Source organism: Buchananella hordeovulneris, from assembly GCF_001907235.1.
In the GTDB taxonomy this organism is placed as follows: domain Bacteria; phylum Actinomycetota; class Actinomycetes; order Actinomycetales; family Actinomycetaceae; genus Buchananella; species Buchananella hordeovulneris.
In genome coordinates, this window is the sequence record NZ_MQVS01000009.1 from 112231 (window position 1) to 123122 (window position 10892).

A 10892-nucleotide genomic window follows, 5' to 3' on the forward strand; every position below is an offset into this window, starting at 1 on the left:
GGGGGCGCGGGGCGGCGGGCCGACTGTCAGGCGGGGCCACCAGGGCGGCGGGCCGGTCTGCTAGGCTGCCCGGCAGGCGGACCCACCGCCCAGCGCGCCCCGGCCCAGTCCCGGCGGCACTCAGCGCGAAGGGGAGCGCATTCTCTGGGGCAGCCACATCACCAACTGGCAGCGATGACTGGGGTCGACACTGCCGGAGATGGTGCAAGATGACCAGCGACAAAGACTTCAAGAAGCTCGTGCGCGCCCGCATGCTGCAAACCGGGGAAAACTACACCACCGCCCGCGCCGCCCTGCGGGCAGATTCCGCCGCCGCGGCCGCGTTTTGGGACAAAACCGTGGCCACCTTCCTCCGGGACGACCGCCTGCCGCACCTGCCCGCTAAACGGCGGGCCCGCGTCGTCGTGCTGATCGAACTGCTGGACCTGTTTAACCCCGGTGTCGTCTATTCCGAGCGGGAGGTCAGCCAGCTCCTGGCGCAGGTGCACGACGATTTCGCCTCCCTGCGCCGCGAACTGGTCGACTATGGGCTGTTGCAGCGCGCCGACGGTCACTACCAGGTGGCTGCGCAGTTCCCCACCCCCGGCCCGGCGGTCGCGCCCGAGATTCCGCGCGGGGCGGCCCAGCGCTTCACCGAGGTCACCCGCGGTTGAGGCGCGACCTGATGGGGGCCGGGCTTGGGGTGAACCCTCCTGGTCACCCGCGGCTAGCGGGCGGGCGGCCTACAGTGGAGGCCGCACCGTCGACACGAAGGGGAAAGCATGGCCGAGCTCGGGCTGGCACGCCTATACGAAATCCAGCGGGAAATCCACGCGAAATATGACCACCTGTGGGGCGGACTGCGCCCGGAAGTGGGCAAACAGCAGCTGCTGTGGATGCTCGCCGAAGCAGGCGAGGTCGCCGACGTGATGAAGAAACAAGGCGACGCCGCCATCACGGAAGCCGGGCCCGCGCGCGCCCACTTCGTGGAGGAGATGTGCGATGTGCTCATGTACTTCACCGATGTTTTGCTGTGCTACGACGTCAGTCCGCAGGAGTTCACCCAGGCCTACCTTGCCAAGCACGCCCGCAACCTGGAACGGTGGTGAGCGGGGGCACCGCCGGGAGGCCGCCCGGGGCGGGGCCGCGGGAACACGCCAGCCACCCCGGGGTGCCCGCCCGAGCGGCGGCCGGGCGGTGATACAGTCGCCTGGCCGGTGGCCGCCACGGGCTTTGCAAATCGGAGGTCCCGCCCGCGCTGGGCTGCCGCAGGGCGCAGCCGCACACGGCGGCAAGTGCCGGGCCCGCCCGGCGGCCAACAGCCAAAGAGCGAAAGGACAATTAGATGCAGTTTCGCAAGTTGACGGTGAGCGCGGCCCTGGCCGCGGGCCTGACGCTGGCCGCCGTCGTCCCGGCGACAGCGGACGAGCCCGCCCCCGGCCCCACCACCGACACCCTCACAGTGGCCACGTTCAACGCCAGCCTCAACCGCGGACGCGCCGGTGAGCTGTTGGAACACCTCGCCACCGGCGACAACCAGCAGGCCCGCAACGCCGCCGAAACCATCCAGCGCATCAACCCCGACATCATTCTCGTCAACGAATTCGACTACGACGCAGACCACCGGGCCGCCGACCTCTTCCGGAAGAACTACCTGGAGGTCAGCCAGAACGGTGCCGCCCCCGTCGAATACCCCTACGTGTGGACCGGGCCGGTAAACACGGGCGTGCCCTCCGGTTTCGACCTGAACAACGACGGCGAAATCAAGCCCGGTGACGACGCGTGGGGCTTCGGGCTCTTCCCGGGCCAGTACGGCTTCGTCGTCTACTCGAAGTATCCGATCCAGGCCGACCAGGTGCGCACGTTCCAGAACTTCCGTTGGCAGGACATGCCGGGGGCGCTACTGCCGCAGCAGGCCGACGGCAGCCCCTGGTATGCGCCCGAAGAGATCGCCAAGTTCCCGCTGTCGTCGAAGACCCACGCCGACATTCCCGTGGACATCAACGGCACCATCGTGCACGTGCTGGCTGCCCACCCCACCCCGCCCGCCTTCGACGGGCCCGAGATCCGCAACCAGAAACGCAACCACGACGAGATCCGCCTGTGGGCCGACTACATTTCGGGGGCCGGAACCTACTTGTACGACGACAACGGCAACACCGGTACCCTGCCGTCGGACGCCAACTTCGTGATCCTCGGCGACTACAACGCCGACCCCGTCGACGGCAGCTCCTACAACAGCGCCATCCTGCAGCTGCTGCACAACCCGCGGGTGCTGGACCCCAAACCCAGCTCGGCGGGCGGCGCGCAGGAGAGCGCCCTGCAGGGCGGCGTGAACCCGGACCACAAGGCCGACCCCAAGTACGACACCGCCGACTTCGGTGACGCCCGCACCGGCAACCTGCGGGTCGACTACGTGCTGCCCAACCAGGGCGCGGTTGTGGAAGACGCACAGGTGTTCTGGCCGACCCGCGACGACGAACTATTCCGGCTGACCGGCCTCGACAAGGACCCGAACACCGGCGAGCGCATCCCGTTCCCCACCTCCGACCACCGGGCGGTGTGGATCAAGGTCAAGTTCCCGGCGCAGGCGAGCCCGACGCCGAGCCCCACGCCGAGCCCCACCGCGACGGCGACCGCCAGCCCGGCCCCGGCACCGTCGACGGCCCCCTCCAGCCCGCAGGCCCCCGCCCCCACCGCGAGTGTGCCTGCCCCGCCCGCCGGCCCCGCGCCGTCGGCGAGTCCGACCCGCTCGGTTAGCCCCGCGCCCGCGGCTTCGCCCAGCGGCCAAGCCGCCCCCGGCAGCCTCGCGCGCACCGGTGTCAACGCTCTCGGCCTGACCGCGGTGGCGGCGGTGCTGTTGGCGGGCGGTGCCCTGCTGCTGGTGCGGCGCCGCCGCAGCTAACGGTCCGAGCCTTGATTGGTCCGCCCCCGCCCGTGTGGTGGGGGCGGACCGCTTGTTTCTGCCGTGGGCGGGCGCGGGGCGCGGCCCCGGGGGCCGGATTACTCATTACGGCCGTGGGCGGCCACCGCCGAGAGTAACCTGGCTGCTGACGGAGAGGTCAGCGGGGCGCCCTGCCCAGCCGCGCGAGAGGACACGGGTATGCGAGCGGGAAAGATCGGTGTGGGCTTAGTGGGGCTGTTGACGCTGGTGGCCGGGTGCCAAGCACCTGAGCCCCCACTGGAGGAAAAGCCCGTGCTCTACCTCTACCCCGAGCGGCCAACACACATTAGCGTCGACCTAGAGTTCGCGGGGCAAGTCACCATCAGCTACCCCCAGGCGGCCGCCAGCGGCCCCGAGTGGACGGTGACGGCGGAGCCGACGGGCACCCTCACCGACGCGCAGGGCCGTCAATACCCGTACCTGTTCTGGGAAGGGGGCGCCCCCGGGCGATTCTCACAAGACCGCGGCTTCCTCGTGGCCCGCGCGGAGGTAGTGCCGTTCCTGGAAGACAAGCTCAGCCTGCTCGGCCTCACCGACCAAGAATCCGCCGACTTCATTACCTACTGGGCGCCGCGCCTCGCCCAAAACGACTACTCCCTCGTCACCTTCGCCACCGACCAGCACTCGCAGCTGGCCAGCTACTCCTTCACCGCCGCCGGGCAGCCCGTACAGCCGGAGACATTCGTGCGCGTGTACCTGGTCTACTCGGCGGCCACCAAAGACACGGCGGTGCCCGTCCAGCAGCTGATGCCCGCGCCCCCGCGGACCGGATTCACCGTCGTCGAATGGGGCGGGCAAGAACAGTAGGCGGCCCGCTCGCTTCCCGGGCCGCGCTAAAGCGAGACCCCCGAGTGTTACTCGGGGGTCTCGCGCAAGACCAAAGGTGGTCACGATGGATACAAAGCCTGGGGTGGGTGCATAAGCAAGCCGTGTGGGTGCATCTTTGGGTGCAGGTGGGTGCAAAGCCGAGCCGGGTGGGTGCGCCGCTAGGTGCGGACGGGTTCACATTTCGCGCGAAAACGATTCCGAGGCGCAACGGACCGGATGTCAAATTGGTGAGGTGTAATGAGAAATTATGGAGTCAGCTTGCCGACCCCGAAGGAACCTATTTATGAGGTAGTAACTGACAACAAGTATTGAATCGCCGTGCGAGGTGTCCCTCGGGACTCGTTTTTCTGGGCCTCCAGGCGCCATTTTTATCCCGAACACCCTTCACAACACGATAATTTGTGCTGGAACACGTGCCTTGGGATCGGAGCAGATCACCTGCAGTAAGGTCCGAGTGGATGCAACCGGTGGTTGCGGGAAAAATTTGGTTGCTTTGTGGATTGCAGCCGTCGGGTGGTGGATGTCCCGCGTTCTCACTGGCAAAGTTGAGGATGAACCGCCGCAAGGGAATGCGATGGCAGTTGTGTCTTCCGCGGCCATAGTGAAAGGAGTTGCTATGTCATTTCGTGAGAACCTTCAGCATCTGAGGTCGAGTCGTGGCCTCACCCAGGAGCGTTTGACTGTCCTGCTCGGGGTGTCGCGTCAGGCGATCTCCAAGTGGGACTCGGACCGCGCGGCGTGTGCACCACTGGGCTCGCCAGGCCGCCTCTCCGGTGCCCGTGCTCGCAGCAGCGGGTGCGCGCACCAAAAACATCGAGGTCGGCACCGGTGTGATTGATATGCGCTAGCACATGTCCGAGTCATGACACTCGTGAAGTGTGATGGAAACACTGAGACCCCCAGAAGCAGCGCTCCGGGGGTCTCCGTCATCCTCTCGTGGGTGGGAATCAGTCGTCGTCGAGGTTCTCCAGGACCTCGAACGGCGACTCGACGTAGCCGCGCCAGGCCTCCAGGCCCTCGCGCACCGCGAGCACCGCCACGACCAGCGCCGCGACCGAATCGGCCCACCACCAACCGAACAGGCTGTTGAGGACCAGGCCGACGAACACCGTACCGGACAGATAGACACAGAGGATGAGCTGCTTGGCGTCGGCCATCACGCTCTTGGAGCCCAGCTCTCGCCCGGTGCGGACCTCGAACCACGCCAGCAGCGGCATGACGAGCAGGCTCAGCGCGGTGATGCCGAGGCCCAGCGGGCTGTGGTCGAGGCCCTCCTGGCCGACCAGCGCAAGCACCGCATCGATCGAGACGTAGGCGGCCAGCGCGAAGAAGGCGATGCCGATGGCCTTGACGGTGACCTTCTCCCATCGCTCGGGGTTCTTGCGCGTGAACTGCCAGGCGATGGCGGCCGCCGAGAGCACCTCGACGACTGAGTCGAGCCCGAAGCCGATGAGCGCGGCCGACGAGGCGAGGACGCCCGCCCAGACGGCGACGATGGCCTCGATCACGTTGTAGGTGATCGTGAAGCCGACGATGAAGCGAACGCGGCGGTGCAGGGTCGCGCGGCGCGCGGTGGTCAGGGCCTCGCTCACGCCTCCACCCCCGTCCCGCAGCTGCCCGGCACCGTGCACGCAGAGTCCACGCACGGCGCATGTTCGTCGACAGCCAGCGTCACGTCCACCAGCGCGACGAGCGCCGCCGCGAGGTGCGGGTCGGCGATCTCATAGCGGGTCTGCCGCCCCTCGGGCTCGCCGACGACGATCCCGCAGTCGCGCAGGCAGGTCAGGTGGTTCGAGACGTTCGAGCGGGTCAGGTTCAGCTCGCGCGAGAGCACGGCCGGATAGCTCGGGCCGTCGAGCAGGGTCATGAGTATCTTGGAGCGCGTCGGGTCGGCCATGGCCCGGCCGAGCCGGTTCATGACGTCGAGGCGCGAAGCAATGGTCAGCATGCACTGAACTATACAGTGCACACTGACCAATGTCCAGGTGTAAGGGCTGCCGCACGCGCTCCGCGCGCTTGCCTTCGGGAACCGTGGTCACCTCTTCCGCCACCTCGGCCACTTCGACATCCCGCGACCGCGCCACGTCTCCACCAAGCTCGCAACCCAGCGGACGGACGCGAAGAGACCAAAGGTGGTCACGATGGATACAAGAGCCGGGGTGGGTGCAGGTTGCAGTCGGGTGGGTGCAGGGCATTAGCGACAACGACGAAGCGCCAGGCCAGTGGCGTCTGGAGTGGAGGATGAAGATGGTCTAGATCGTCGTGCCGTCGTTGAACGTGATGGTGATCGTGCCGTCGGGGTGGATGGTGGCGTGGTCAACGAGGGCTCGCCAGGCTTCGGGTGTGTAGCTGATTGCGGGGTGCTGAGTATGGCGGCAAGGCCTATAACTTCTGCTGCTGTTAGGCGACGCAACGCAGGGAACACAACTGTTAATGGGGGGAGCATCGAAGCGACATTGGCGCTCCGCCAGGTGCTTTTCACTGGCTCAATGCGGCTGTTGCTAGAGCTACGGAAGCTACGCGAGAGCAATAAAAACATGGTCCCGGCGACTTTCCTCGTTGCATCAAGACTCTTTGCAGCCAGAGAGGCTCATGGGGATTACCCTTGGGAGACTGTGCCAAGTAGTTCCTGGACACGTGTTCTGATCTGGTCAATAATGCCCCGGACTTCTTCGAGTGAACGGTCACTGGGGTCGTCGATCTTCCAATCCTGATAATGGACGCCAGGGAAGAAGGGACAGGCTTCGCCACACCCCATGGTGACGACCCAGTCAGACGTTTTCACCTGTGCGGGGTCTAGTGGTTTGGGTTGAGAATCGGGTTGGAGGCCAATCTCGGCGAGAGCCTCAACGACGACAGGATGAACTGCATCAGCAGGCTCGGATCCTGCCGACAGAATCGTCACACCTTCTGGCGCAAGCTGCTTAGCTAACGCTGCAGCAATCTGGGAACGCCCAGCATTTTGCCGGCAGGCGAACAAGATTGTGGTTTCTGAGGTTGTGTCACTGACATTCATGGCGACTCCTGACTCAAGGTTTTCAAGAAGATTGTGATCAAAGCTTGGATGGAGCGTGAAGTACGCCCATTTCCCTCGCTTCTGTCTTTCGAGAACCCCTGCTTTGACCAGCTTGCCTAAATGATGGGAGATTGTCGACTGGCTCATGCCGAAGGCTTCAGGGAAGTTGCATGCACACACTGGGGACGGTGCAGCCTGCTTGACCATCAAAGCTAGCTGCAGCCGGGTGATATCACCCAATGCCTTGAACTGCTCCACCCGAGCTTCAAGCGGCATTGACGGCGAGGTCACCTCGCCCACAGGGCAAGCGCACAGGTAACTATCGTTCACCCTTCCAGTATGCCACACATTGACAACTTTCGATATGTAGGTGTAGCATCCAACGTATCGACAATCATCGATATGACATGTGGAGGTAAGAGATGGCCAAGATCGACATCTTTGATCCGGCGATGTGCTGTTCGTCGGGTGTATGCGGAGAAAACGTTGACCAGGAAGTCGTTGATGCGGCGGCAGCTGTGAGCGCTGCACGGAAGGAGGGACTGGACGTGGTGCGGCACAACTTGGCCAGCGCCCCGTTGGACTTCGCATCCACTCCGGTTGTACGCGACCTGCTTGAGTCCGAAGGGGCCGATTCTCTTCCCGTGGTGGTGATTAACGGCGAGATCGTCCTCAAGGGCGTGTATCCCACCCTGGCGCAATTGCGTGCGTGGGCGCGTCGGGATTCTGCGGGCAGCCTCGATTCTCAGGTTGCACGTGACGGCAGATCGGAGCTTCCAGTGGCAAGCTCGTCGTGTTGCGGAGGTGCTTCGGGATGCTGTTGAACCAGTGGCCACCAACAACAAAGTTTCTGATGTTCACCGGCAAGGGTGGGGTCGGTAAGACGACGGTGTCATGCGCTACCGCTCTTTCACTTGCTACGCAAGGGCGCAAAGTCTTGCTGGTGTCGACAGATCCGGCATCAAATGTTGCGCAGGTTTTCGGACAATCCATTGGACCTGAAATTACTGCGCTAGGTGACGTTGTCGCCAGGGAGATGGGGGTGGAGGTCAGGCTCGATGCGATCGAGATCGACCCGAACATGGAGGCAGAAAAGTACCGCGAGTCGATTCTTGCGCCAGTTCGTCATCTTCTGCCGCCCGAGGTGTTGCGCGAGTCCGAGGAGACGCTCTCTGGCTCATGCACGGTGGAGGTCGCTTCATTCAACAGATTTGTTGACTTCCTCGTCTCCCCAAACATTGTCGATGCTTACGATCACATTGTTTTCGACACCGTACCCACAGGCCATACGCTTCGGCTGCTCGCACTGCCGGGTGACTGGTCGTCTTTCATAGAGCGGGTGACGGGAATCGAACCCGCGCTACCAGCTTGGGAAGCTGGAGTTCTACCATTGAACTACACCCGCGCGCCGCGTTAGCGTGCCCGCAGATCATATCCCTAACCCCCACCCCTAACGCAACTCGGGCTCGCCCCGGCCGGGCAGCGTCGGCGTCGGCGGCCAAAATCCGGCCCCAAGTTCCCAGGTGCCACCCCGACAGGGCTGGCACAATCTACGCGTGCTGCTCTCAGACCGTGACATACATGCCCGCGTAGCCGCCGGCAGCATCGCCCTGGACCCCTGGGACCCCGAAATGGTGCAGCCCTCCAGCGTCGATGTGCGCCTCGACCGCTACTTCCGGCTCTTCGACAACCACCGCTACAGCGTCATCGACCCGTCCGCGGACCAAAGCGAACTCACGCACCTGGTCGAAGTCGACCCCGACAAGCCCTTCGTGCTCCACCCCGGCGAATTTGTGCTTGGTGCCACCTACGAGCTCGTCACCCTTGGCGACGACGTCGCCGCCCGCCTCGAAGGCAAAAGCTCCCTCGGGCGCCTCGGGCTGCTGACCCACTCCACCGCCGGTTTCATCGACCCGGGCTTCACCGGCCACATCACCCTCGAACTTTCCAACACCGCCACCATGCCGATTCTGCTGTGGCCCGGCATGAAGGTGGGCCAGCTCTGCTTCTTCCAGCTCTCCTCGCCCGCCGCCGCTGCTTACGGCTCCGGGGCGCGCGGCTCGCGCTACCAAGGGCAACGCGGCCCCACCGCTTCTCGCTCCCACCTCTCATTTACCCGCGCCAGCTTCGAAGGACGCTAATGACCGAACTAGACCTCCTCACCCCTGACCTGGCAGCTCCACACACGCTGCTCGCCGTCGCCGATGACGTCGACCCCGCCGAACTAGAAGCCCTCGCCCTGTCACTCGACCTCGGGGCCGGGTGGGAGGCGCCCGGCCTGTTGCGCCTGACCCCCGGGGCGTCCCTCACCGGGCCGTGGCTGGTAGACACCAACACGCGGATGACGCTTGAACTGCCCGCCTGGACCACCCAGGCCTACCTCCTGCGGTGCCCCCCTAACCGCGGCAAACCCATGCCCAAAGAACTGCAAGGCACCGACCCGTTGATGGAACTCTTCCTCGACGGGCTGCCCAGCGGAGACGAGCTAGTGGCCGTCTCGGCGCTGCGGAAGATTGCTCGCCGCCTTGGCGGGGCCATCCGGGTGGGGCCGTCGGGCGGGATCTATGTCCCCGATCCGGACTCCGCTGTCAATCTCACCGTGTTGGCGCCGGTTGCGCTCGACGAGGCGGCCGCGTTGACGGTGCTGCGCCCCATCCTGCCCGACCTCACCCCCATTGATGATCTGCCAGTTGTCTCCCCGGCCCCGCGCAGCGCCTCGGCGACGGCCCGGCGCGACAACCAGATCGCCCGCGTCCGCGAAAACCTGGGCCTGGACGAAGGGCAGCGCCGATGGCTCGACGCGGAATCCGCGGCCTTCGATGAGGCTGCCTCCCGCAGCCCCATGGTGCGCATCGGCTACGCCCTCCGCACCCCGGGGCGCGACGGCATTGAGGTGGCCATGACGGGGGTCGATAGCCCCATCCCGGCCATCGCCGGCGAGCCTTGGATCAAGAACGGCATCGTCTCCTACACGGTGCGTTGGCGGCCCGCGGACTACACCATGGTCGGCAACGTGCGCGTGCCGCGAGCCGTGCGGCGCACCCGGATGGCCGTCACCGATCAGATCGAGGCCGCTGCCCGGGCCATTGTCGCCGTCACCGAAGGGCGCGTGGTGGACGACGATGGCTTCCTCGTCGAGCTGTAGCGGGGCGGCGGCGGGCGGGCGGTCACGGCGAGGCGTGGCCGCCCGCCCGCGGTTTTAGTCGTCTTCCTCGTCGTCCACGTCCAACTTGCGGGAGGCGTCGTCGTTAACCACCAACAGGTCGATGTGCAAACCGGTGAGGTTGCCGTCTGCCGCGTAGGTGGCGAGCACGGGGTAGACGCCGTCGCCCCAACCCGAGTGCGACAACACCAGGTTCTCGCCTGCCTGCCCCAGGGGCAGGGGTATGTTGGCAACGTAGCGGGCGATGTGGTGTGGGTTGTCCATGAGGGCGAACCAAGAGTCGGGCTGCCCGCTGTCGAAAAGTTCGTCATAGTGGTTGACATCTGGCATGAACTGCAGGACGGTGCGATCAGTGAAAGCCACCGTGCCCGTCTCCACGCCGACCCACGCTGAGTAGGTGTGCTCCTCCTCGTCCGGCCCCAACAGCGGGGTGGCCAGGGCTAGCCGGGCGGTGGGGGCGTCGCTGAACAGCAAAGACAAGTATGACTCGCGCAGGTGCGAGCCATCTTGGCGGCCGGAGACGTCCGCGACCGTGACCACCGCCCGGTGGTCACCATTCGGGGCTTGGAAGCGCACGCCGTTGCCCAAGTCAAAGAATGGGTCGCACGCCTCCACGGCCCCGCTGTGTATCCGCAGGGTGCCGAGCTCAATGGTCGACTGCGAGATCTGTGCTTCGCGACTGCCTCGCTGGTAGGGGGCCCGAGCTTGTAAGGCGTAGAAGTGGGTGGGATCAAGTTCCATGGGCAAATTGTGGGGGAGTGGGCGAGCAAACGAGGGTCCCACGGTGTCGCAGATCGGCGATTTTTGCCAACCGCGCCGGATCTGTTTCCAGTTGTCACCAGGGCAGGGTTATCTCGGGTGGGGCCGAGATGGGACCGGGGTGGTGACAACTGGAGTAGGGCGGCAGGATGCGGGGCTGTTCGGAGTGGGGAGGGTGGGTTCGAAGCGGCTCGGCCGGGGGT

11 protein-coding genes, 1 tRNA gene and 2 pseudogenes are annotated in these 10892 nt (G+C 65.3%); 9 read left to right on the top strand and 5 right to left on the bottom strand.

Annotated features, from left to right (window positions below):
- Positions 1-209: 209 nt before the first annotated feature.
- The 5 genes and pseudogenes from BSZ40_RS08995 to BSZ40_RS12470 all read left to right on the top strand — a co-directional run.
- Positions 210-653, top strand: a complete 444-nt coding sequence (locus tag BSZ40_RS08995) for a DUF2087 domain-containing protein (protein WP_073825457.1) — start codon at positions 210-212, stop codon at positions 651-653.
- Positions 654-761: 108 nt separating this feature from the next.
- Positions 762-1088, top strand: a complete 327-nt coding sequence (locus tag BSZ40_RS09000; RefSeq protein WP_073825459.1) for a nucleotide pyrophosphohydrolase — start codon at positions 762-764, stop codon at positions 1086-1088.
- 236 nt (positions 1089-1324) lie between these two features.
- Positions 1325-2884, top strand: coding sequence for an endonuclease/exonuclease/phosphatase family protein (locus tag BSZ40_RS09005; RefSeq protein WP_073825461.1), 1560 nt, complete (start codon positions 1325-1327; stop codon positions 2882-2884).
- Between the two features lie 198 nt (positions 2885-3082).
- On the top strand, positions 3083-3730 hold the full coding sequence (locus tag BSZ40_RS09010; RefSeq protein ID WP_073825464.1) for a hypothetical protein: 648 nt from the start codon (positions 3083-3085) through the stop codon (positions 3728-3730).
- Between the two features lie 758 nt (positions 3731-4488).
- Positions 4489-4596: pseudogene (locus tag BSZ40_RS12470) on the top strand (LLM class flavin-dependent oxidoreductase); the annotation flags it as partial.
- 102 nt (positions 4597-4698) lie between these two features.
- Here the strand turns inward: BSZ40_RS12470 and BSZ40_RS09020 are convergent.
- The 3 genes from BSZ40_RS09020 to BSZ40_RS09030 form a co-directional block, all read right to left on the bottom strand.
- The gene (locus BSZ40_RS09020; RefSeq protein ID WP_073825466.1) at positions 4699-5343 is read right to left on the bottom strand and encodes a cation efflux transmembrane domain-containing protein; all 645 of its coding nucleotides are present in this window, start codon (positions 5341-5343) and stop codon (positions 4699-4701) included.
- Positions 5340-5699, bottom strand: a complete 360-nt coding sequence (gene cmtR, locus BSZ40_RS09025) for a Cd(II)/Pb(II)-sensing metalloregulatory transcriptional regulator CmtR (RefSeq protein WP_073825469.1) — start codon at positions 5697-5699, stop codon at positions 5340-5342. Before cmtR ends, BSZ40_RS09020 begins: the two co-directional genes overlap by 4 nt.
- Positions 5700-6350: 651 nt before the next feature.
- Positions 6351-7097: a metalloregulator ArsR/SmtB family transcription factor gene (locus BSZ40_RS09030; protein WP_222842771.1), complete on the bottom strand. Its 747-nt coding sequence runs from the start codon at positions 7095-7097 to the stop codon at positions 6351-6353.
- A 92-nt stretch (positions 7098-7189) separates the two neighbouring features.
- Between BSZ40_RS09030 and arsD the strand changes: the two genes are divergently transcribed.
- Together arsD and BSZ40_RS12515 are read left to right on the top strand one after the other, a co-directional pair.
- Positions 7190-7591: an arsenite efflux transporter metallochaperone ArsD gene (gene arsD / locus BSZ40_RS09035; protein ID WP_073825473.1), complete on the top strand. Its 402-nt coding sequence runs from the start codon at positions 7190-7192 to the stop codon at positions 7589-7591.
- Between the two features lie 29 nt (positions 7592-7620).
- A pseudogene (locus BSZ40_RS12515) lies at positions 7621-8109 on the top strand (TRC40/GET3/ArsA family transport-energizing ATPase); the annotation flags it as partial.
- Here BSZ40_RS12515 and BSZ40_RS09045 read toward each other — a convergent pair.
- Positions 8102-8172 (bottom strand) — tRNA-Gly (locus BSZ40_RS09045). The pseudogene BSZ40_RS12515 and the gene BSZ40_RS09045 overlap by 8 nt on opposite strands.
- 151 nt (positions 8173-8323) lie before the next feature.
- On the opposite strand from BSZ40_RS09045, the gene dcd reads away from it, so the two are divergent.
- Together dcd and BSZ40_RS09055 are read left to right on the top strand one after the other, a co-directional pair.
- Complete coding sequence (gene dcd, locus BSZ40_RS09050) at positions 8324-8908, top strand: dCTP deaminase (protein WP_073825476.1); 585 nt, start codon at positions 8324-8326, stop codon at positions 8906-8908.
- Positions 8908-9912: a hypothetical protein gene (locus BSZ40_RS09055; protein ID WP_073825478.1), complete on the top strand. Its 1005-nt coding sequence runs from the start codon at positions 8908-8910 to the stop codon at positions 9910-9912. The genes dcd and BSZ40_RS09055 overlap by 1 nt, the downstream gene beginning before the upstream one ends.
- Before the next feature lie 54 nt (positions 9913-9966).
- Here BSZ40_RS09055 and BSZ40_RS09060 read toward each other — a convergent pair whose 3' ends face one another.
- Positions 9967-10671 (bottom strand): DUF4241 domain-containing protein, encoded by a 705-nt coding sequence (locus BSZ40_RS09060; RefSeq protein ID WP_073825480.1) that lies wholly within the window; start codon positions 10669-10671, stop codon positions 9967-9969.
- Positions 10672-10892: the final 221 nt, after the last annotated feature.

What these genes read in the sequence shown, in the direction of transcription:
- BSZ40_RS08995 (WP_073825457.1), top strand. Translation starts at nt 210, where the DNA reads ATGACCAGCGACAAAGACTTCAAGAAGCTCGTGCGCGCCCGCATGCTG.
- BSZ40_RS09000 (WP_073825459.1), top strand. Translation starts at nt 762, where the DNA reads ATGGCCGAGCTCGGGCTGGCACGCCTATACGAAATCCAGCGGGAAATC.
- BSZ40_RS09005 (WP_073825461.1), top strand. Translation starts at nt 1,325, where the DNA reads ATGCAGTTTCGCAAGTTGACGGTGAGCGCGGCCCTGGCCGCGGGCCTG.
- BSZ40_RS09010 (WP_073825464.1), top strand. Translation starts at nt 3,083, where the DNA reads ATGCGAGCGGGAAAGATCGGTGTGGGCTTAGTGGGGCTGTTGACGCTG.
- cmtR (WP_073825469.1), bottom strand. Translation starts at nt 5,699, where the DNA reads ATGCTGACCATTGCTTCGCGCCTCGACGTCATGAACCGGCTCGGCCGG.
- arsD (WP_073825473.1), top strand. Translation starts at nt 7,190, where the DNA reads ATGGCCAAGATCGACATCTTTGATCCGGCGATGTGCTGTTCGTCGGGT.
- BSZ40_RS09055 (WP_073825478.1), top strand. Translation starts at nt 8,908, where the DNA reads ATGACCGAACTAGACCTCCTCACCCCTGACCTGGCAGCTCCACACACG.
- BSZ40_RS09060 (WP_073825480.1), bottom strand. Translation starts at nt 10,671, where the DNA reads ATGGAACTTGATCCCACCCACTTCTACGCCTTACAAGCTCGGGCCCCC.